12 protein-coding genes are annotated in these 20,629 nt (G+C 75.4%); 5 read left to right on the top strand and 7 right to left on the bottom strand.

What is annotated here, in order from left to right:
* Positions 1-43: 43 nt before the first annotated feature.
* Genes ACIQU6_RS33625 through ACIQU6_RS33605 form a run of 5 tightly spaced genes read right to left on the bottom strand, consistent with a single transcriptional unit; the run spans position 44 to position 13,292 of the window.
* A complete protein-coding gene (locus tag ACIQU6_RS33625; protein ID WP_403485523.1) occupies positions 44-991 on the bottom strand; it encodes an ornithine carbamoyltransferase in 948 nt (315 codons plus the stop codon).
* The gene (locus tag ACIQU6_RS33620) at positions 991-7,500 is read right to left on the bottom strand and encodes an amino acid adenylation domain-containing protein (protein WP_403485522.1); all 6,510 of its coding nucleotides are present in this window, start codon (positions 7,498-7,500) and stop codon (positions 991-993) included. The genes ACIQU6_RS33625 and ACIQU6_RS33620 overlap by 1 nt, the downstream gene beginning before the upstream one ends.
* The gene (locus ACIQU6_RS33615) at positions 7,497-12,644 is read right to left on the bottom strand and encodes an amino acid adenylation domain-containing protein (protein WP_403485521.1); all 5,148 of its coding nucleotides are present in this window, start codon (positions 12,642-12,644) and stop codon (positions 7,497-7,499) included. The genes ACIQU6_RS33620 and ACIQU6_RS33615 overlap by 4 nt, the downstream gene beginning before the upstream one ends.
* Positions 12,645-12,703: 59 nt before the next feature.
* Positions 12,704-12,919 (bottom strand): MbtH family protein, encoded by a 216-nt coding sequence (locus tag ACIQU6_RS33610; RefSeq protein WP_403485520.1) that lies wholly within the window; start codon positions 12,917-12,919, stop codon positions 12,704-12,706.
* A gap of 46 nt (positions 12,920-12,965) precedes the next feature.
* Positions 12,966-13,292 carry a hypothetical protein gene (locus ACIQU6_RS33605; protein ID WP_403485519.1) on the bottom strand — a complete coding sequence of 109 codons (327 nt, stop codon included), beginning with the start codon at positions 13,290-13,292 and terminating at the stop codon, positions 12,966-12,968.
* Positions 13,293-13,678: 386 nt separating this feature from the next.
* Between ACIQU6_RS33605 and ACIQU6_RS33600 the strand changes: the two genes are divergently transcribed.
* The 5 genes from ACIQU6_RS33600 (at position 13,679) to ACIQU6_RS33580 (ending at position 18,524) form a co-directional block, all read left to right on the top strand.
* A complete protein-coding gene (locus tag ACIQU6_RS33600) occupies positions 13,679-14,212 on the top strand; it encodes a GNAT family N-acetyltransferase (protein WP_403485518.1) in 534 nt (177 codons plus the stop codon).
* Positions 14,213-14,290: 78 nt separating this feature from the next.
* Positions 14,291-15,400, top strand: a complete 1,110-nt coding sequence (locus ACIQU6_RS33595; protein WP_403485517.1) for a DegT/DnrJ/EryC1/StrS family aminotransferase — start codon at positions 14,291-14,293, stop codon at positions 15,398-15,400.
* A gap of 5 nt (positions 15,401-15,405) precedes the next feature.
* Positions 15,406-16,767 carry an NDP-hexose 2,3-dehydratase family protein gene (locus ACIQU6_RS33590; RefSeq protein WP_403485516.1) on the top strand — a complete coding sequence of 454 codons (1,362 nt, stop codon included), beginning with the start codon at positions 15,406-15,408 and terminating at the stop codon, positions 16,765-16,767.
* A 91-nt stretch (positions 16,768-16,858) separates the two neighbouring features.
* Positions 16,859-17,458, top strand: a complete 600-nt coding sequence (locus tag ACIQU6_RS33585) for a dTDP-4-dehydrorhamnose 3,5-epimerase family protein (RefSeq protein WP_403485515.1) — start codon at positions 16,859-16,861, stop codon at positions 17,456-17,458.
* A 73-nt stretch (positions 17,459-17,531) separates the two neighbouring features.
* A complete protein-coding gene (locus ACIQU6_RS33580; protein ID WP_403485514.1) occupies positions 17,532-18,524 on the top strand; it encodes a Gfo/Idh/MocA family protein in 993 nt (330 codons plus the stop codon).
* Positions 18,525-18,617: 93 nt separating this feature from the next.
* Here the strand turns inward: ACIQU6_RS33580 and sbnB are convergent, their stop codons facing one another.
* Entirely contained in the window at positions 18,618-19,607 is a 990-nt protein-coding gene (sbnB, locus tag ACIQU6_RS33575) for a 2,3-diaminopropionate biosynthesis protein SbnB (RefSeq protein ID WP_403485513.1), read from the bottom strand.
* Positions 19,601-20,629, bottom strand: coding sequence for a 2,3-diaminopropionate biosynthesis protein SbnA (gene sbnA, locus ACIQU6_RS33570; protein ID WP_403485512.1), 1,029 nt, complete (start codon positions 20,627-20,629; stop codon positions 19,601-19,603). Before sbnA ends, sbnB begins: the two co-directional genes overlap by 7 nt.

The raw sequence follows: 20,629 nt of genomic DNA, 5'->3' as shown, positions 1-20,629 counted from the left end.
CGTTGCGCGTCGTGCCGGGAACGGGCTCCGGGAGAGCGGCAGTTCAGCCCTCGTCGCCGCCGCGGCACCACTCCAGGACCGCCATCGCGGAGTGCATCTTGTTCTCGGCCTGCTCGAAGGCCAGGCTCATGGGCCCGTCGAGGACCTCGGCGGTGACCTCCTCACCCCGGTGGGCGGGCAGGTCGTGCAGGAACACCGCCTTCGGGCTGTCGGCCCACAGCTCCGCGCGGACCTGGAACGGGGCGAACGCGGTGCGCCAGTCGGGGTCGGCCTTGGCGGTGCCGGTGGTCTGCCAGCGCGCGGTGTAGACGACGTCGAGGTCGGCCGGCAGCCCGTCCATGGTGTGGCGCTCGCGCAGCACCGCCCCACTGGCCGCGGCCTGCCGCGCCGCCTTCTCGGCGATCGCGGCGGGGAGCCCGTAGCCGGGCGGGGTGCGCAGCTCCAACTCCACGCCCGGGTAACGGGTCAGGGCCAGTGCCAGGGCGGTCGCGGTGTTGTTGCCCTCGCCCAGGTAGAGCACGCGCAGCCCGTCGATGCGGCCGAAGTGCTGGTACAGCGTGGTCAGGTCGGTCAGGGCCTGGGTGGGGTGCTCCTCGGCGCTCATCGCGTTGACCACCGCCATCCGGCGCTGGCGCGCCCAGGCCCGCATCTCCTGGGGGTCCCCGGCGGTGCGCGCGACCAGCACGTCCAGCATCCGGGAGAGCACCCGGCCGGTGTCCTCGCTCGTCTCGCCGGTGTTGGTCTGCAGGTCGCCCGGGCCGTAGGAGAGCAGGGAGCCGCCCAGCCGCAGCGTGCCGGCGGAGAACGCGGTCCGGGTGCGGGTGGAGGTCTTGGCGAAGTAGACGCCGGTGACCAGGCCGTCGAGCGGCCGGCCGGCGTCGGCGGTGCCGGCGGCGAACGCGGCGCCCCGGCCGACCAGGTGGCGCAGGTCGGCGTCGGTGAGGTCGTCGAGGGATATCAGGTGGCGCACGGTGCGGGCGTCCTTGGGCATCAGTGGTCTCCCGGAGGGGTGGTGTCGAGGGCGTCGGCCAGCTCGGCGAGGGTGGGGTGGGCCAGCGCGGTGGCCGGATCGAGGGGGAGCCCGGCGGCGCGGGCGCCGGCCAGTACGCGCAGCACCAGGAGGGAGTCGCCGCCCAGGTCGCCGAAGGCGTCGTGGACGCCGACCCGGTCGAGGCCGAGGGCCGCCCGCCACACCTCGGCGAGCCGCCGCTCGGTGTCGGTCCGGGGCGCCACGTAGGGGGCCCGGACCGCGGTGTCCGCCCGGTGCGTGTCGGCCGCGGGGGCGCCGGTCCGGTCGTACTTGCCGTGCGCCGTCAGCGGCAGCGCCCCGACGATCCGGTAGGCGGCGGGGACGAGCGGGGCCGGCAGGAGCGTCCGCAGCCGGGAGGCGAGCTCCGCGGGGCGCGGCGGGCGGCCGGGGGCGGGCACCACCCAGGCGGTCAGGCGGGGTGCGCCGGCGGCGTCCGGGAGCGCGGCCACGCGGGCCTCGCGGACCCGCGGGTCGGCGGCGAGCGTCGCCTCGATCTCGGCGGGCTCGACGCGGTGGCCGCGCACCTTGAGCTGGCGGCCGACCCGCCCGGTGAACTCCAGCGCCCCGTCGGGCAGGACGCGGGCCAGGTCGCCGGTGCGGTAGAGCCGGGACCCGGGCGGCCCGTAGGGGTCGGGCACGAAGTGACCTGCGGTCAGGCCGGGTTGGTCCGCATAGCCGCGGGCGAGCCCGGGGCCGCCGAGGTGCACCTCGCCGACGGTGCCGTCGGGCACCGGCGCGAGGCGGTCGTCCAGGACGCGCAGTGTGGTGCCCGGCAGCGCCCGGCCCAGCGGCACCAGCGGGCGCCGCTCCCGGCCGGTCGTGCGGTGCGCGGCCGCGGCCACCGTCGCCTCGGTCGGCCCGTACTCCGCGGCCAGGCGCGTCCGGCCGCCGCCGGCGGCGATCCGGTCCGCGACCCGGGCGGCCTGCCCGGCCGGGTAGGCGTCGCCGGCACACACCAACAGGGCCGCCAGGCCGCCGAGTTCGGCGTCGGAGAGCTGCTGTTCGAGCAGCGCGAGATGGCCGGGGGTCAGGCCGACGAAGGTGTGTGGGGCGCCGTCGGCCAGCAGCCGCCCGAGCTCCTCCGGCGCCCACCGCGGCGGCAGCAGCCGCACCGTGCCGCCGGTCAGCAGCGGGACGAAGAGCGCGGGGACGCCGAGGTCGGCGCCGACGGAGGTGAAGAACGGGGCGTCGGCCGGCCCGTCCTGGGCGTAGGCGTGGACGGCCCAGCCCAGGTAGTGGGCCAGCGCCCGGTGTTCGACCGCGACGCCCTTGGGGGCGCCGGTGGAGCCGGAGGTGTGCAGCACGTAGGCGAGGCGGTCCGGCGCGAGGTCGGGCGCCGGCGGGTGGTCGTCCCCGGCCTCCCCGGGCGCGTCCGGTGCGTTCACGTGCAGTTCCGCGAGACCGCCGGCCCGGCCCGCGTGCGCGTCCTCGGTGACGACCAGGCGGCAGCCGGCTCCGGTGAACAGGGCCGACAGCCGGGCGTTTGGCGTGTCCGGGTCGCCCGGCACATAGGCGGCGCCGGCCTTCCAGACGGCGAGCAGGGTGACGAGGAGGGCCGGCCCGCGCTCCAGGAGCACCCCGATACGGTCCTCCGGCCCGGCGCCGTGCCGCCGCAGTCGTCGGGCCAACGCGGTGGCCCGGGCGTCCAGTTCGGCGTAGCGCAGGCGGGCGCCGGGGGCGGTGACGGCGAGCGCGTCCGGGGTGCGGGCGACCTGCGCCTCGAAGGCGGTCAGGACGTCGTCGAGGGGCGCGGGGGCGGCCGGCAGGGCGGCGAGTGCGCGGCCCGACTCCCCGTCCTCGGGGTAGCCGCGGCGCGCGTCGCCGTCCGGGCCGCCGGTGGCCATGTCGGTGAGGACCGCGAGGTAGAGCCGGGCCAGCCGGTCGGCGCGGTCCCGGCGCAGGGTGCGGGTGTCGGAGGCGAGGGTGAGGTGGTCGCGCAGCGGGGTGCCGACGACCACCGGGAACTCGTTGGGGCTGTCGTCGCGGGTGGCGAACGGGTCGACGAGGTCGGTGTCCACCTGGTGGAAGTCCAGGTAGTGGAAGAGCACGTCGATCGGGTGCGGGTCGCCGGGGCGGCGCATCGCCGGCATCGGGAACCGCCGGTGCGGCCAGAGCTCCACCTCGGCGGCGAAGACCTGTTGGGCCAGCTCGCCCCAGGTCCGGGCGGTGCGCCGGTAGGGGAACGGCACGGAGTTGAGGTACATGCCGGAGACCCGCTCGGCGCCCCGCACCTCGGGCCGGGCGTCGGCCACCAGGCCGCCGCGGAAGGCGGGTTGGCGGGTGAGCAGGCCCAGCACCTTGCTGTGCGCCGCGTGCAGCACGCTCTTGTACGGCACCCCGGCCGCCGACGCCAGCGCGCGCAGTCCGGGCGCCAGGTCGGTGAGCGGCAGGTCGATGCGGTACCGCTCGGCGGGCCCTCGCGGGTCGCCGGCCCAGCCGGACGGGACCTCGAACTTCTCGTGGGAGTCCAGGAGTTGGTGCCAGTAGGCGCGGTCGCCCTCGTCGTCGAGGGCGCGCAGTTCGGCGGCGATGAAGTCGGCGTAGCGGACCGCGGGCGTCGGCGGGGCCGGTTCGGGCGCGCGGCCCGCGCGCAGCCGGTGGTAGGCGCCGAGCAGCTCCATCAGCTGGTTGTGGTAGCTCCAGCCCTCGATGGCCGGGTGCCCCTCGGTGATCGACAGCCACCAGCCGTCGTCGTCCAGGAGGTGGGTGGCCATCCGCATCAGCGGGGCCCGGGCGGGGTCGAGCAGGCGGTGCCGGTCGGCGTCGGCGAACTCCACCAGCGCCGGCCACCGTTCGCCCGCCGGCAGGTGCCGCAGGTCCCGGTGGGCGTAGGGCATCGTGGCGCGCGCGTGCACGAGCTGGAGCGGCCGGCGGTACCCGGTGAGCGCGAACGAGGTCCGCATCGCCTCGTGGCGGGCCACGACCAGGTCGGCGGCGGCGCGGAAGGCCGCCGGGTCGAAGGGGTGCGGGTCGCGGATCCGGAACGAGGTGATGTTGTGGTACCGGTGCACGTCGCCGTCCCGGAACATCTCGACGAACATCCCGGCCTGGGTGCGGGAGAGCGGATAGGCGTCGACGACGTCGGCGGGCAGCGCGGCCCGCTCCTCGGCGTCGAGCAGCGCGAAGCGGGCGACCGGTTGGAAGCCCGGCCCGCCGGCCAGTGCGCCGTCCCGGACCGCCCGGCACAGCCGGGCCACGGTGCGGTGCTCGAACAGGTCGCGCACCGCCACCGCCAGGCCGGCCTCGCGCAGCGCGCCGGCCAGTGCGACCGCGCGCAGCGAATCGCCGCCCAGGTCGAAGAAGTTGTCGTGCACGCCGATCCGGTTCAGGCCCAGGACCTCGGACCAGAGCGCGGCCATCGCGCGCTCGTCGTCGTCGCGCGGGGCGACGTGCGCGCCGACCGCGGTGGCGGCCCGGTCCGGGGCGGGCAGCGCGGTGCGGTCCAGCTTGCCGTTGGCGGTCAGCGGCAGCGCGTCGAGGGTGACGAACGCGGCCGGCACCATGTAGTCGGGCAGGTGGGCGCCGAGCAGGCCGCGGAGCCGGGCCGGGGCGAGCGCCGCGGCGTCCGCGCCGGCGGCCGGCACGAGATAGGCGACCAGTCGCTTGTCGCCCGGCGCGTCCTCGCGCACCAGCGCGACGGCCTCGGCGACCGCGGCGTCCGCGGTCAGCACGGTCTCGATCTCGCCCGGCTCGATCCGGTAGCCGCGCAGCTTGACCTGGTGGTCGACGCGGGAGACGAAGTCGAGGTTGCCGTCGGGCAGGACGCGGGCCAGGTCGCCGGTGCGGTACAGCCGGGACCCGGGCGGCCCGTAGGGGTCGGGCAGGAAGCGCTCCGCGGTCAGGCCGGGGCGGCCGGCGTAGCCGCGGGCCAGGCCGACCCCGCCGATGCACACCTCGCCGACGGCGCCCAGCGGCACCGGCCGCAACCGCGGGTCCAGCACCCGCATGGTGGTGTTGGGCAGCGCCCGGCCGATGGAGACCAGCTCGACGTCCTGGGGGCCGTCGACGAAGTAGGCGGAGTTGCCGACGGTGATCTCGGTGGGGCCGTACTCGGCGGCGAGCCGGGTGCCGCCGGCCTCCGCGGCGCTCAGCCACCGGTCGGCGAGCCGTCCGGTGAAGGCGTCGCCGGCCGCGATCACCAGCCCGGCCAGGCCGGCCCGCTCCTCCTCCGTCAACTGCTGGGTGAGCAGGTCCAGATGGCCGGGGGTGAGCTTGACGAACGCGTACGGGGCGTGCGCCATCAGCAGCCGGCCCAGCTCGGTGATCTCGAAGTCCTGGTCGAGCAGGTGGACCGGCTGGCCGGTCATCAGCGGGGTGAACAGGTCGGGTACGCCGAGGTCGAAGGCGACCGAGGAGAACAGCGGGGCGCCGCCGGTGCCGGCGCTCGCGTACGCGTCGACGGTCCAGCCGAGGTAGTTGGCGAGCCCCCGGTGGGTGATCAGCACGCCCTTGGGGCGGCCGGTGGAGCCGGAGGTGTAGATGACGTAGGCGAGGTGGTCGGGGTCGTGGCCGCCGGCGGGCGGGGCGAGCGGGGTGGCCGGGCAGCGCTCCAGTGCTGCGCGCTCGGCGTCCTCGTCGAGCACCACCCGCCGGGCCGCGGTGCCGGCCAGCCGCGCGGTGTGCCGGCGCTCGGTGACGACGAGCCGGGAGCCGGTGTCGGCGAGCATGAACGCCAGCCGGTCGTCCGGGTATCCGGGGTCCAGCGGGACGTAGGCGGCGCCGGTGCGCCAGATGGCCAGCAGCGCGGCCACCAGCTCCGGGCCGCGGTCCAGCAGCACGCCGACGGTGTCCTCGGGGCCGGCGCCCAGGTCGCGCAGCCGGTGGCCCATCCGGTCGGCGAGCGCGTCGAGTTCGCGGTAGGTCGTGCGGCGGCCGCCGTGCAGCACCGCGGTCGCCTCCGGGTCCGCCGCGGCCCGCCGGGCGATGACCTCGTGGACGGGGCGCAGCGCTTCGGGGTCGAGCGGGGTGCTGGTGCCGACGGGCTCGGCGGGGCCGTCCAACAGCAGGGCGCGCTCCGGCTCGTCGAAGAGGTCCAGTTCGGGGACGGGGGTGTCCGGGTCCGCGGTGGCGGCGGTCAGCAGCCGGGTGTAGTGGCCGGCGAGCCGGCGGGCGGTGGCGGCGTCGAACAGGGCGGTGGCGTACTCCAGCGCGCCCGCGAACGAGCCGTCGGGGCGCTCCTGGAGGTGCATGGTGAGGTCGAAGCGGGCGGTGCGGGTCGGCACCTCGACCTCGGTCGCCGAGACGCCCGGCAGGTCCAGGGGCTCCGTCCCGTCGGCCCGGGTCAGGTCGAACATGACCTGGAAGACCGGGGTGGTGGACAGGTCGCGCTCCGGCTCCAGCGCGTCGGCGAGCCGGTCGAAGGGCACCGACGGGTGGTCGAAGGCGGCCAGCACCGCCTCCCGGCCCCGCTCCAGCAGTTCGCCGAACGGCTCCCCGCCCGCCCAAGTGGCCCGCAGGACCAGGCTGTTGTAGGCGTAGCCGGCCATGGTGGCCAGCTCCGGCCGGTTGCGCGCCGAGACGGCGGTGCCGACGGCCACGTCCGGGGTGCCGGTGTGCCGGGCCAGCAGCGCCTGGAAGGCGGTGAGCAGCACCATGAACGGGGTGGCGCCGTGCGCGGCGGCCAGCGCCCGCAACCGCTCGGCGACCGGCGCCGGGACGGTGAAGCGCTCCTGCGCGCCGCGCCAGGACCGCACCGCGGGGCGCGGCCGGTCGGTGGGCAGGTCCAGTGAGCTCAGGCCGGCCAACGCGCCGCGCCACCAGTCGAGTTCGGCGCGCACCTCGGGGCCGTCCTGGTGCGCGGTGAGCCAGGCGGCGTAGTCGGCGTACTGCACCGGCTCCGGGGCGAGCGCCGGCTCCTCGCCGCGCGGCTGCGCGGCGAGGAGCGCGGAGAGCTCGCGCAGCAGCAGCGGGCGGGTGGCGGCGTCACAGGCGATGTGGTGCAGCACCAGCACCAGCAGGTGGTCGTCGGCGGCGAAGCGGACCAGGCGGACCCGCAGCGGGGCCTGCTCGGCGAGGTCGAACGGTGTCAGCGCCGCCTCCTCGGCGTGCTCCGACGCGGCCGACTCCCGGGCGTCCGCGGGCAGGCCCGTGCGGTCGGACACGGCGAAGTCCACCGGGCCCGGCGGGTCGATCACCTGCCGGGGCTCGGTGCCGACCAGGACGTAGCGGGTGCGCAGGATCTCGTGGCGCGCGGCGAGCCGGTCCAGGGCCCGGCGCAGGGCGGCCTCGTCCAGCGGGCCGCGCAGCCGGTACGCCACCGGCAGCAGGTACTCCGGCGCGGCCGGGTCGAGCTGGTGCAGGAACCACAGTTGGCGCTGGCCCGCGGAGAGCGGCAGCGGCTCGCCGCGGGGGACGCGCGGGAGGTCCCGGCGGGCCCGGGGAGCGGCCCCGGACAGGCGCCGGCGCAGCAGCTCCGCGCGCAGCGCCGCGGCCGACGTGGCGTCCGCGGGGGTGGCGGCGGGTTCGGTCATTCGTCGTACTCCCTGTGTGCGGCGGCCAGCTCGGCATCGCTCAGTGACGCGATCTCGGCGCGTACCGCGTCCTCGACGGCGGCGGCGAGCCCGGCCACGGTGGGCCGGTCGAAGAGGGTGCGCAGCGGCAGCGCGACGTCGTAGGCGTCCCGGAGCAGGGCCATGACCCGGGCGGCCCGGATCGAGTCGCCGCCGAGCCGGAAGAAGTCGTGCCGGGCGCCGATCCGCGGGGCGCGGCCGTCGGGCCCGGTCAGCACCGCCCGCCAGACGTCGGCGACGGCCTCCTCCAGCGGGCCCTCGGGGGCGGCGTGCGGGACGTCGTCGGCCACCGCGGCCAGGTCCGGGGCCGGCAGCGCGGCCAGGTCGACCTTGTGGTGGCGGGTCAGCGGCAGGGCGTCGAGCTCCACCACGAGGGTGGGCAGCATGTAGCCGGGCAACTGCCGGGCGCAGTGGTCCAACAGCGCCGCCCGGCCCGGGAGTCGGTCGCCGGCCGGGACGCAGTAGCCGACCAACCGGGCCTCCTCGCCGGTCCCGTGGGCGACCACCACCGCCTCGGCCACCGCCGGATGGTCGGCCAGCACCGCCGCCACCTCGCCGGTCTCCACCCGCCGCCCGCGGATCTTGACCTGGCCGTCGGCGCGCCCGGCGAAGACCAGGGTGCCGTCGGGCAGCATCCGGGCCAGGTCGCCGGTGCGGTACAGCCGGGCGCCCGGTGGCCCGTACGGGTCGGGCACGAAGCGCTCGGCGGTGAGCGCCGGCCGGCCCACGTAGCCGCGGGCCAACCCCCGGCCGCCCAGGCACAGTTCGCCGACGGTGCCCGGCGGGACGGGGCGCAGCCGGGCGTCCAGGACGCGGGCGGCGACGTGCGGGTAGGGCCGTCCGATGGCCAGTTCGGCGGCGGTCTCGGGCACGGTCCAACGGGTCGCGGCGATGGTGGCCTCGGTCGGACCGTACTCGTTGACGAACCGCTTCAGGCCGCGGGCCAGGTCGCGGGCGAGGTCGGGCGGGCAGGGCTCGCCGCCGGTCTGGCCGACCAGCGGGCGGTCGCCGAGGCCGCTGTCGCGGAGCAGCCGCCACTGCGGGTGGACGGCCTGGAGGTGGGTGACGCCGGCCCGGTCGATCAGCTCCACCAGCGCCGGGTAGTCGGCGGTCTCGTGGTCCCGGGCGAGCACCACCCGGCCGCCCGCCAGCAGCGGCATCACCAGTTCGGTGAGGGAGATGTCGAAGGAGGCCGGGGCGAGCGCGAGCCAGGCGTTGTCCGGGCCGAACTCCAGGTGGTCCCGGGAGGCTTCCAACAGCCGCAGCAGGGAACGGTGTTCGACGCCGACGCCCTTGGGGCGGCCGGTGGAGCCCGAGGTGTAGAGGACGTACGCGAGCCGGGCGGGGTCGCGCCGGGCGGCCTCGGCCGCGCTGACCGTCGCGGTCGGTGCGTCGTCGGGGCCGGCGTCGGTGGCGCCGACGGTGAGGTGGGCGCCCCGGTGGTGCGGGGCCAGCCGGGCGCCGCCCGCCGGGTCCGAGACCAGCACCACGGACCGGGAGTCGGCGAGGACATGGGCCAGCCGGGCGTCGGGCGAGGCCGGGTCCAGCGGCACGTACGCGGCGCCCGCCCGCCAGCAGCCGAGCAGGCAGGCCAGCAGGTCGGGGGAGCGGGGCAGCAGCACGGCGACGGCGCTCTCCGGGCCGGCCCCCAGGGCGCGCAGCCGCTCCCCGAACCAGGTGGCGCGGTCCAGCAGTTCGGCGTAGCGCCACTGTTCGTCGCCGCAGACGACGGCGACGGCGTCGGGGGTGCGGCGCGCGGCCGCGGCGAAGGCGGTGGCCACGCAGCCGTCGGGGGCGTCGTTGGTGGCCGGGACGGCGGCGCCGAGGGCGAGCAGACGGGCGCGCTCGGCGCCGGGCAGCAGCTCGGCGTCGCCCAGCCGCCCGGCGGGGTCGGCGGCGAAGGACTCCAGCAGGCGCACCCAGCAGGCGGCCAGCCGTTCCACGGTGGCCGGGTCGAAGAGCGCGGTGGCGTACTCGACCTGACCCAACAGGGAGCCGTCGGACTGCCGTTGGACGACGAAGGTGAGGTCGGTACGGGCGGACCGCCAGGCGGCCCGGAACGCCGCCAGGTCGTCCTCGCGGAGCGCGGTGCCGGTCCGGCCCTCCTCGTGGAAGTCGAACATCACCTGGTAGAGCGGGGTGCGCGACGGGTCGCGCTCCGGGTGCAGCGCGCGGACCAGGTGCGCGAACGGCAGGTCCTGGTGGGCCAGGGCGTCCAGCACGGTGTCGCGCACCGCGGCGACGGCGTCCGCCACGGTGTCCTCGGCGTCCGGGCGGCACCGCACCACCAGGGTGTTGAGGAAGTAGCCGACGGTCCGCGCCACTTCGGGGCGGTGCCGGCCCGCGACGGGCATGCCGAGGGTGAAGTCCGCGCGCCCGGAGAGCCGCCCGAGCAGCGCGGCGAACGCGGCCAGCAGCGTCTGCTGGAGGGTGGCGCCGGTCTCCCGGCCCAGCGCGGCGAGCCGTTCGGTCAGGGCGGCGGGCACCGCGAAGGTGTGCAGCGCCCCGCGGCCGTCGCGCTCGGCGGGGCGGGGGCGGTCCGACGGCAGCTCCAGCGGAGTGGCGCCGTCCAACATCCTTTGCCAGTAGGCCAGTTGGGTGCCGAGCGCGGAATCGTCGGCCGCGGTGCGGCGGCGCTGCCAGGCGGCGTGGTCGGCGTACTGCACCGTGACCTCGGGCAGGGCGGGCCGGCCGCCGGTGTGCACCGCCGCCCCCAGGGCCAGCAGGTCGCGCTCCAGGAGGACCGAGGACCAGCCGTCGCAGGCGAGGTGGTGGATGCCCAGCAGCAGGGCCTGGCCGCCGCCGGCGGTGCGCAGCAGCAGGGCCCGCCACACCGGGCCGCGCGCCAGGTCGAAGCCGCGGCCCAGCTCCGCGCGGGCCGCCGCGCGCACCGCGTCGGCGTCGGCGGCCGCGGCGACCCGCAACTCCACCGGGCCGCCCGGCGCGTCCACGACCTGGACGGGGTCGGCGTCGCGCACCTCGTAACGGGTGCGCAGGATCTCGTGGCGGTCGGCCAGGTGCCCGAGGGCGGTGCGGACGGTCTCCTCGGTCCACGCGTCGGGCAGCCGGATCCACACCAGGTCGGCCCATTCGGGGCTGCCCGGCCGCAACTGCTCCAGCAGCCAGAGCCCGTGCTGCCCGTGCGACAGCGGCAGCCCGCCGGTGCGGGGCACGGCAACGACCGGGTCATCGCCGTCAGGTGACGCCTCACGGGCCTCGTCCGGCCGGTCCGCGTCGCCCAGGAGCGCCGCCTGCTCGGCGACGGTGAGGGCGGAGAACAGCGCGCGCAGCTCGATCCGGCGGCCGGCGGCGGCGGTGAGCCGGCCGGCGAGCTGGCCCAAGTGGAGGGAGGAGCCGCCGCGTTGGAAGAAGTCGTCGTGCGCGCCGACCGTCCCGGCCGGCAGCTCCAGGGTCGCCTCCCAGGCCCGGGCGACGGCCCGTTCGGCGGCGTCGCGCGGCGGGACGTGCCCGGCGCCGCCGTCGTCGCCGGGGCCGGGGTCCGGCAGCGCGGCCCGGTCGGTCTTGCCGCTGGCGGTGCGGGGGAAGCCGGTGACCGGCACGAAGACGGCCGGCACCAGCGGGTCCGGGAGGGTGCGGCGGGCGAACGCGCGCAGCTCCGCCGGCGTCGGGGCGGCCCCGCGCGGCTGCACCCAGGCGACCAGCCGCTGCCCGCCCGCGCGGTCCGGGGCCGCGCCGACGACCACGCCGTCCACGCCCGGGTGGGCGACCAGCGCGGCCTCCACCTCGCCGGGCTCGATCCGCACGCCGTTGACCTTGAGCTGCTGGTCCAGGCGGCCCAGGTATGCCAACGTGCCGTCGGCGCCCAGGCGGACGCGGTCGCCGGTGCGGTACATCCGCGCGCCGGGCGGCCCGGAGGGGTCCGGGACGAACCGCTCGGCGGTCAGCGCGGGCCGGCCGAGGTAGCCGGTGGCGACCCCGGCCCCGGCGGCGTACAGCTCGCCGGTGCCGCCGGCCGGCACCGGGCGCCCCCGTGGGTCCAGGACCAGGGCCCGCACGCCCCCGAGGGGCCGGCCGATCGGTACCGGGCCGGTGGTCTGGGCCGGGTCGAAGCGGTGCTCGGTGAGGTCCACGGAGCACTCGGTGGGCCCGTAGGTGTTCCAGATCTCCACCTGCGGCACCCGGGCGAGCAGCCGGTGGCACAGCTCCGCGTGCAGCGGCTCGCCGGCGCTGAACAGCAGCCGCAGCGCGTCGCAGCCCGCCCAGCCCGGCGCGCTCACCAGCGCGCGCAGCACCGAGGGGACGGCCTGGAGGACGGTGACGCGGCCGGCGGCCACCGCGTCGAGCAGCGCCGCCGGGTCCCGCTCGACGCCGTGTGGGGCGAGCACCACCGTGCCGCCGCCGAGCAGCGGCGCGAACAGCTCCAGCCCGGCGGCGTCGAAGCCGATCGTGGTCTTCTGCAACACCCGGTCCGCCGGGCCGAGTCCGTGCCGGGACGCCAGCCAGCGCACCCGGTTGGCGATCCCCCCGTGCGGGACGACGACGCCCTTGGGGCGGCCGGTGGAGCCGGAGGTGTAGAGCACGTAGGCGGCCCGCCGGGCGGCCTGCGCGGGGCCGCCGGGTAGCTCGGGCGCGGTGTCCGGGAACGGCGAACCGGCCTTGTCCACGGACTCGTTGGGCTCGTCGAGCACGAGCAGACGGGTGCCGTCGCGGGCCGGGAGGGCACTCCGGGCGGCGCGGTCGGTCAGGACCAGCGGGGCCCGGGTGTCCGCCAGTGTCCAGGCGAGGCGCTCGGCGGGGTGGTCCGGGTCCAGCGGCACGTACGCGGCGCCCGCCCGCCACACCGCCAGCAGGGCCACCACCAGGTCGGGGCCGCGGCGCAGGGCCACGCCGACCAGGCTCCCCGGGCCGATGCCCAACGACCCCAGCCGGTGCGCCAGTTGGTTGGCCCGCCGGTCCAGCGCGCCGTAGGTGAGGGCGGCCCGGCCGGCGGGGAGCGCCTCGACGGCGACCGCGTCGGGCGTGGCCGCGGCCTGCGCCGCGATCAGGGCGGGCAACAGGGGGAGCGGCCCCGCCGCGCCCGGCGCACCGGAGTCCCCGGACGCCCACCCGGGGGGCGAAACGGCCGACGGCGTCCAGTCGTTCACAGATGCTCCTAAGGCAGCGTCGCCGCGCGGGCGGGAAAGGGGGGCGCCCCGTGGGCGGTTCAGTCGGCGGCGGACCGTGCCATCCGGCGGCGCAGGCTCAGCGGGCGCATGTCGGTCCACACCGTGTCGATGTGGCGCAGGCACTCCTCGCGGCTGCCTTCGGTCCCCTCGGCGTACCAGCCGGCCGGCAGCGGCCGGTCGGCCCACCAGATCGAGTGCTGGTCCTCGTCGTTGCGGACCACGCGGTAGGTGGGGTCGCTGCTGTGGTCGTCCATGCGGGTTCCCAGGGTCGGGGGCGGGCGGGACGGTGGGCGGGCGCGGTCAGTCCGCGATGATGCGCTTGACCGCCGCCTGGAACTCGGCGTAGCTGCCGTTGCGTTCGGCGATGCCGGCGATGTGCTCGGCGATCTCGCGGAACGTGCGGCCCTCGAAGCCCTCCAGCTCTTCGAGGACCTTCAGCTCCAGCTCGTTCTCCAGGTCGAGCAGGACCTGGACCATGGAGAACGAATCCAGGTCGCGCAGTTCTTCCGGCTCCGGCACATCGGGCTGCTCGGCGCAGATCGTGGCGGCGGTCCGGCGAATCAACTCGGTGAATTCGTCGAGGAAGGTCGGGGCGCTGCTGTCGGTGGCGATGGCGTTTTCCAACATGGTTTTCGTCTACGCTCCTTGGCCGCTCGCGCGGTCGAAATTCATCCGCCGTGGGGCGGGCCGGGGCCGAACGGAATGAAAGTCCTAAGGCCGATCGGGGCGACCGTAGCCCGCGCCGCATCCGGTGGGCAATGCGGTGCGGGCGGCATTGCCGGCCGGCCGTCCCGCCGGCGAGACAACCGCCGCTTCCGCGCTGGTCGCCGCTTGACCGCCGGCCGTGCGGCGGCCTAGCGTCCGGTGCTTCCAGGGCCTTGGTCGACCGGATTCAAAGCCGGCCCACGCATTGCCCCGCGCATTCCCCGCCGTATACAAATCGGTGCAGAAATCAAGGGATTTACGGCGGGCCGGTGGTCCGGGTCAACCACGGCGAAAGAGGTAGCTGGCCAATGTTGTTTCCGCACACCGAGACCGACCGGGTCCACCTGCGACCGGCCGGTCCGCAGGACGCCCCCGAGGCATACCGGATCCTCTTCGCACTGGGGGCCGCGGGACTTCCGCTACTGGACGCCTTCGTCAAGAATTTCGGCGAGGGGCTCTCGGCGTGCTTCCTGGTCCACGACAAGGACACCGACGAGGTCGTCGGACTCAGCACGGTGTCCACCGCCACGTCCGCCGGGCACGCCCGGATCGAGGTCCACCTCGCCGGGCCGGCGGCCGCCGAACTCGCGGGCGACGTGCACGCGTTGACGATCAACTTCGCCTTCGCCATGTGGCGGCTGCGCAAGGTCTACGTCCACCGGACGTCGCCGGACGCCGCCGCGCTGGGCCTCGGGGCGGCCACCGCCGACCTGGTGCGCGCCGAGGCGGTGCTGCCCGACCACACGTATTTCCACGGCAGGTTGTGGGACGTCCACCTCCTCGCCGTCCACCGTGACGACTGGAACACCCACGGTGCGCCCCTGCTCAAGCAGATCGGCTGACGGGGCCGGGCGGCGTCCGCTCCCCCACGGCCAACTCTTCAATCCTGACGGCAACCCTGTTGGAGGTGACGTGCCGCGATGACCCAGCATGTGTGGGGTTACCTGCCGGAGTACGACAAGGAACGCGCGGACATTCTCGACGCGGTGGACACGGTGTTCGGCTCCGGGCAGTTGGTGCTGGGGAAGAGCGTCAAGGGCTTCGAGCGGGAGTTCGCCGACTACCACGGCCTCGGCCACTGCGTCGGCGTCGACAACGGCACCAACGCCATCGTCCTGGGCCTGCGCGCCCTGGGCGTCGGCCCCGGGGACGAGGTGATCACGGTCTCCAACACCGCGGCGCCCACCGTCATCGCGATCGACGCCGTCGGTGCCACCCCGGTCTTCGTCGACGTGGACCCCGACACGTACCTGATGGAGGTCGACCAGGTCGCCGCGGCCCTCACCCCGCGCACCCGCTGCCTGCTCCCGGTGCACCTGTACGGCCAGTGCGTCGACATGGCGCCGCTCAGGGAGCTGGCCGCCCAGCACGGCCTGGTCGTCCTGGAGGACTGCGCGCAGGCGCACGGCGCCCGCCACCACGGCCGGCTCGCCGGAACGATGGGCGACGCCGCGGCGTTCTCCTTCTACCCGACCAAGGTGCTCGGCGCGTACGGCGACGCCGGCGCCACGGTGACCGACGACGCGGCGGTCGACGCCCGGCTGCGGCGGCTGCGCTTCTACGGCATGGAGGACCGCTACTACGTCGTCGAGACGCCCGGCCACAACGCCCGCCTCGACGAGGTGCAGGCGGAGATCCTGCGCCGCAAGCTCACCCGCCTCGACGACTACGTCGCCCGCCGCCGGTCCATCGCCGACCGGTACGCGGCGGCGTTCGCCGGCACCGACCTGGTCACCCCGGTGACCGCGCCGGGCAACGACCACGTCTACTACGTCTACGTCTGCCGCCACCCGCGCCGGGACCAGCTCCTGGAGGGGCTCAAGGCGCACGACATCGCGCTGAACATCAGCTACCCGTGGCCGGTGCACACCCAGTCCGGCTTCGCCCACCTCGGCTACGCCAAGGACGCGCTGCCGGTCACCAGCCGGGTCGCCGAGGAGATCTTCTCGCTGCCGATGTACCCGTCGCTGACCGACGCGGAGCAGGAGCGGGTCATCGACGCGGTGTTCGACGTCATGGGAAGGCTCTGACCGAGGTGAGCCTTCTGTCCACCGCCGAGTTCCACGCCTGGTGGGCCGAGCGCCGCCGGGCGGGCGGGTTCTCGGTGGAGCGCATCCCCTTCCACGAGCTGGACGCCTGGGAGTTCGACCCGGGGACCGGTAATCTCGGCCACGCCAGCGGGCGGTTCTTCACCGTCGAGGGGCTCCGGGTCCGCGCCGGCGGCAACGCCGGCCCGGAGCTGTGGTCCCAACCGGTCATCAACCAGCCGGAGATCGGCATCCTCGGCATCCTGGTCAAGGAGTTCGACGGCGTCCTGCACTGCCTGATGCAGGCCAAGATGGAGCCGGGGAACGCCAACACCATCCAGCTCTCGCCGACCGTGCAGGCGACCCGCAGCAACTACATGAAGGTCCACCAGGGCGCCGGCACCCGGTACTTGGAGCACTTCACCGGGCCGCGACGCGGCCAGGTGCTGGTGGACGTCCTCCAGTCCGAGCAGGGCGCCTGGTTCTGGCGCAAGCGCAACCGGAACATGGTGGTGCTGGCGACCGGGGACGTGCCGCTGCACGAGGACTTCTGCTGGCTCACCATGGACCAGCTCCGCGGGCTGATGGCGGTGGACAACCTCGTCAACATGGACGCCCGCACGGTGCTGTCGTGCCTGCCGTTCATGCTCCCGGACGAGACCGAGGGGCGCAGCGGCGAGGCGTTCCGGGACGCCCTGGTGCGCTCGTACCAGTACCGGGGCGCGGTGCGGAGCCCGTTCGTGCCGGACAGCGCGGGCGCCATCCTGAGCTGGTTCACCGAGGCGAAGACCCGCTGCGACTGGAGCGCCCGGCTGGTGCCGCTGGCGGACGTGGCCGGATGGAAGCGCGACGACTGGGAGATCACCGACGAGGGCGCGGAGAACTTCCGCATCATCGCGGTGCGGGTCGCGGCCGGCACCCGGGAGGTCACCCGCTGGACGCAGCCGCTGCTGTACCCGCGGGGCGAGGGCCGGGCGGTGTTCCTGGCCCGCGCCATCGACGGGGTGCTCCACCTGCTGGTGCGGGCCCGGCCGGAGTACGGGCTGATGGACCAGGTGGAGATGGCGCCGACGGTGCATCTGCACCCCGGCCAGGGCCTGGACGCCGTCCAGGAGGACGTCCTGCGGGAGGCCCTGCGGCCCGGCGGCGGTACCACCCGCTACGACCAGGTCCTCTCGGAGGAGGGCGGGCGGTTCCACCACGCGCTGACCCGCTATCAGATCGTCGAGGTCGGCGAGGACTTCCCGCTCGACGTGGACCCGCAGCTGTGCTGGATGACGGCGCGGCAGCTCACCGACCTCCTGCGCCACGGCCACTACCTCAACATCGAGGCCCGCTCGCTGCTCGCCTGCCTGCTGAGCCTCGCGTGAGCGGGCGGCGGCCGGGCGATGCGTAGCGTTTCGACACCTAGCGACCCCTTCAGAGCGGTGGGCCATGTTTGATGCGGCACGAGTTACCGAAATGTCAATCAAGGGGGCGTATCGCATCGTCCCCAACAAGATCCCGGACCTGCGCGGTTCGTTCTTCGAGGCGTTCCGGGCCGAGACGCTCACGGAGATCATCGGCCATCCCTTCACCGTCGGGCAGGCGAACTACTCCGTCAGCCGCCGGAACACCATGCGCGGCATCCACAGCACCTTCCTGCCGCCCGGTCAGGCCAAGTTGGTCACCTGCGTGCGCGGCGCGGTGCTGGACGTCGCGGTGGACCTGCGGGTGGGCTCGCCCACCTTCGGCGCCTACGACGTGACGCCGCAGGACGAGGAGTCGGGCACCGCGGTGTACCTGGCCGACGGCATCGGCCACGCCTTCCTGACCCTCACCGACAACGCCTGCATGAACTACCTGTGCTCGGAGGCGTACGTCCCCGGCACGATGATCGAGGTCAACCCCCTGGACCCGGACATCGGCATCCCCTGGGGCCTCACCGAACCGCCGGTCATGTCGGAGAAGGACGCCACGGCGCCCACCCTGGCCGAGGCGGTCGCGCAGGGGCTGCTTCCCACCTATGAGGAGTGCCTGGCCCACTACGCGGCGCTGGGAAAGCGCTCGGCCGACGCCTGACGCCCCGCGGCGCGGGCGATGCGCTCCCCTTCTTCCCATCCCACGCTTCCCACGCTGAGCGGAGTTCTCCCACATGTTTAAGAGCACGAGCGATCGACTGCGCATCGGGGTCATGGGGTGTGCGGACATCGCCTGGCGGCGGACCCTCCCGGCCATGGAGGGCAACGGCGCGGTGCGGATCACGGCGGTCGCCAGCCGGGAGCGGCGGTCCGCGGCGCGGTTCACCGACCGCTTCGGCGGCGCGCCGCTGGAAGGCTACGACGCCCTGCTGGACCGGGACGACGTCGACGCCGTCTACATCCCGCTGCCCGGCCTGCTGCACGCGGCATGGGTCGAACGGGCCCTGGACGCGGGCAAGCACGTCCTGGTCGAGAAGCCGCTGACGGCCGGCCACGAGGACACCCGCCGGCTGCTGGCCCGGGCCCGCGAGCGGGGCCTGGTGCTGCTGGAGAACTACATGTTCCTCTACCACTCCCAGCACACCGCCGTGCACAAGGCCCTGGCCGAGGGCGCCATCGGCGAACTGCGCTGTTTCTCCAGCGCGTTCACCATCCCGCCGAAGCCGGTGGGCGACATCCGCTACCAGCGCGACGTCGGCGGCGGCGCCTTCCTGGACTTCGGGGGCTACCCGGTGCGGGCGGCGCAGTTCTTCCTCGGCAGCGAACTCAAGGTGGCCGGCGCGGTGTTCCGGCACGACCGGGAGCGCGGCGTGGTGATGTCCGGCAGCGTGCTGCTCTGCACGCCCCAGGGCGTCCCGGCCCAGCTGACGTTCGGCATGGAGCACTCCTACCGCAACACCTACAGCCTCTCCGGCAGCACCGGACGCCTCACCCTGGACCGGGCGTTCACCCCGCCGGAGACCTACCAGCCGGTGATGCGGATCGAACGGCAGGACCACGCCGAGCAGTTCGTGCTGCCCGCCGACCACCAGTTCGCCAACGTGATCGACACCTTCGTCGGCGCGGTGCTCGGCGAGCGGGACGTCACCGAGCAGCAGGAGGGCTCGCTGCGGCAGGCCGCGCTGATCGAGGAGATCCGCCACAACGCGCTGCTGGTGGGGATCTGACCGCCGCGGCCGGGACGCACCGGCCCGAACGCCGACTGCCGTGCCCCCCGTGATCCGGACGGGGGCACGGCAGTCGGCGTTGCGGTGGGGCGGCTACGGCAGGAAGCCCTCGACGCGGGTGCCCAGGCCGTCCGCCCGGGCCCGGTCGCGGACCCAGCGGGCCAGGGCGAGGTCGAGGACGCCGAGGCCGAAGGGGGAGAAGACCGCGGTCCGCCGCGGGTCCCGGTGGAACGGGGCGGTGCCGCGCAGCAGGGCGCCCAGGGAGGCGTCGATGAAGTCCCGGTTGCCGGTGGCCAGTTCGGCCAGGTGGAGGCTGGTGCGCTCGCGGCACACGTGGTCGGCGTCGTCGACCACGTTCTGGGCGCCGAGGACCGCCTCGACGGTCAGGTCGCGGAGCGAGACGTGCAGCACGGTCGTGCCCGGCTCGCAGGCGGCCAGGTCCAGGTGGGGCTCGCCCGCGGAGGTCGCGAGGGAGACCAGCGGGTGCGCGCCGAGGGCCTGTTCCACCCGCTCGGCGACGGTGACGGTGACGTCGGGCGCCAGCGCGCCGGCCCGGTCGGCGAAGGCCGCGGCCCGCGCCGGGTCCAGGTCGAAGACCACCACCTCGCGCAGGGACGGGAGTTGGGCCTTGGCGAAGCGCAGCACCTCGTGGTTGATCGGGCCGGTGCCGATCAGGGCCAGGCCGTGCGGCGCCGGGTCGGTGACGAGCTGGGCGGCGGCCAACGCGGCGGAGGCCGCGGTGCGTTGGGCCGAGATCAGCGACGCCTCGATCAGCGCCTCCGGGGTGCCGTCCGCCATGGAGTTCAGCAGCAGGGCGGCGCTGGCGCGGGCCCGGCCGTCGGCGACGTTGCCGGGGAAGCTGGCGATCCACTTCATCCCGGCGGCGGCGTCGGTGCCGCCCACGTAGGCGGGCAGGCCGATGATCCGGTCCCGGGGGCGGTCCGGGAAGCGCAGGAACACCGAGTGCGGCAGGGCGGTGCGGCCCTCGTCGTGCAGTCGGTAGGTCTCGCCCACCAGGGACAGCACGCGCTGCTCCCGGCCCCGCAGGAGGTCGGCGACCTCGGCATGGCGGATGATCAGCAAGGGACGGTCTCCTTCGCGTCGGGCGAGGCCGGTTCCGCCCACAGGTGCGAGACCTCGCCGAAGTGGTGACGCACCCAGGCGTCGGAGTAGATGGTGTCGAGATAGCGGTCGCCGCCGTCCGGCAGCACCAGCACGCAGGAGGCCCCGGGCGGGATGTCCGGCGCGGTCCTGGTCAGCGCGGCGACCAGGGCGCCGGAGGAGCCGCCGGCGAGCAGCGCCTCGTGCCGCACCAGCCGCCGGCAGCCGACCACCGCCTCCAGATCGCCGACGTGCACCACGCGGTCGGCGGCCGTGGGGTCGAAGAGCGCCGGCACCACGGCGGCGCCGTGCCCGGGGATGAGCCGGGGGCAGGCCGCCGGTGAGCCGAAGATCCGGCTGCCCACCGCGTCCACCGCGACCACCGTCGTCGGCAGGGCGTGCTGGCGCACGTACGCGGCGCAGCCGTTCAGCGTGCCCGTGGTGCCGGCCGCGCAGAACAGGTAGTCCACCGCGCCGTCCAGGGCCCGGTCGATCTCGCCCATGGTCTCCAGGTGCGCCCGGGGGTTGAACGGGTTGCCGTACTGGCCCGGCACATAGGAGTCGGGCAGCGCCGCGGCCAACTGCGCCACCCGGCGCAGCCGTTGCGGCAGGTACTCGCCGGACGCCGGGTCGGGCTCGGTGACCACCTCGACCTCGGCGCGGTAGGCGCGCAGGATCGCCAGGTTCTGCTCGGTGGTGCGGGCGTCCACGACGCAGACGAACCGCAGGCCGTAGTAGCAGCAGATCTGGGCGATGCCGATGGCGAGGTTGCCGGAGCTGGACTCGATCACCGTGGTCCGGCCGGGGACCACCTCGCCGGTGCGCAGGGCCTCGCGCAGCATGCTGAGCGCCGAGCGGTCCTTGATGCTGCCGCCGGGGTTGAAGCGCTCGACCTTGGCGAACACCCGGAAGGGGAGGCCGTACGCCGCGGTGAACTGGGTGAGCTCCACCAGCGGGGTGCTGCCCACCGTGGCGAGGATGCCCTGGAGCGGTTGCGCGGTCAC

This window comes from Streptomyces sp. NPDC090442 (assembly GCF_044769405.1).
In the GTDB taxonomy this organism is placed as follows: Bacteria; Actinomycetota; Actinomycetes; order Streptomycetales; family Streptomycetaceae; genus Streptomyces.
The sequence above is the reverse complement of the archived record's forward strand: the minus strand, read 5'-3'. Positions and strand labels throughout refer to the sequence as shown.

Excerpts from the sequence above, each read along its gene's own strand:
- ACIQU6_RS33625 (WP_403485523.1), bottom strand. The coding sequence starts at position 991 with ATGCCCAAGGACGCCCGCACCGTGCGCCACCTGATATCCCTCGACGAC.
- ACIQU6_RS33620 (WP_403485522.1), bottom strand. The coding sequence starts at position 7,500 with ATGACCGAACCCGCCGCCACCCCCGCGGACGCCACGTCGGCCGCGGCG.
- ACIQU6_RS33610 (WP_403485520.1), bottom strand. The coding sequence starts at position 12,919 with ATGGACGACCACAGCAGCGACCCCACCTACCGCGTGGTCCGCAACGAC.
- ACIQU6_RS33605 (WP_403485519.1), bottom strand. The coding sequence starts at position 13,292 with ATGTTGGAAAACGCCATCGCCACCGACAGCAGCGCCCCGACCTTCCTC.
- ACIQU6_RS33600 (WP_403485518.1), top strand. The coding sequence starts at position 13,679 with ATGTTGTTTCCGCACACCGAGACCGACCGGGTCCACCTGCGACCGGCC.
- ACIQU6_RS33595 (WP_403485517.1), top strand. The coding sequence starts at position 14,291 with ATGACCCAGCATGTGTGGGGTTACCTGCCGGAGTACGACAAGGAACGC.
- ACIQU6_RS33585 (WP_403485515.1), top strand. The coding sequence starts at position 16,859 with ATGTCAATCAAGGGGGCGTATCGCATCGTCCCCAACAAGATCCCGGAC.
- ACIQU6_RS33580 (WP_403485514.1), top strand. The coding sequence starts at position 17,532 with ATGTTTAAGAGCACGAGCGATCGACTGCGCATCGGGGTCATGGGGTGT.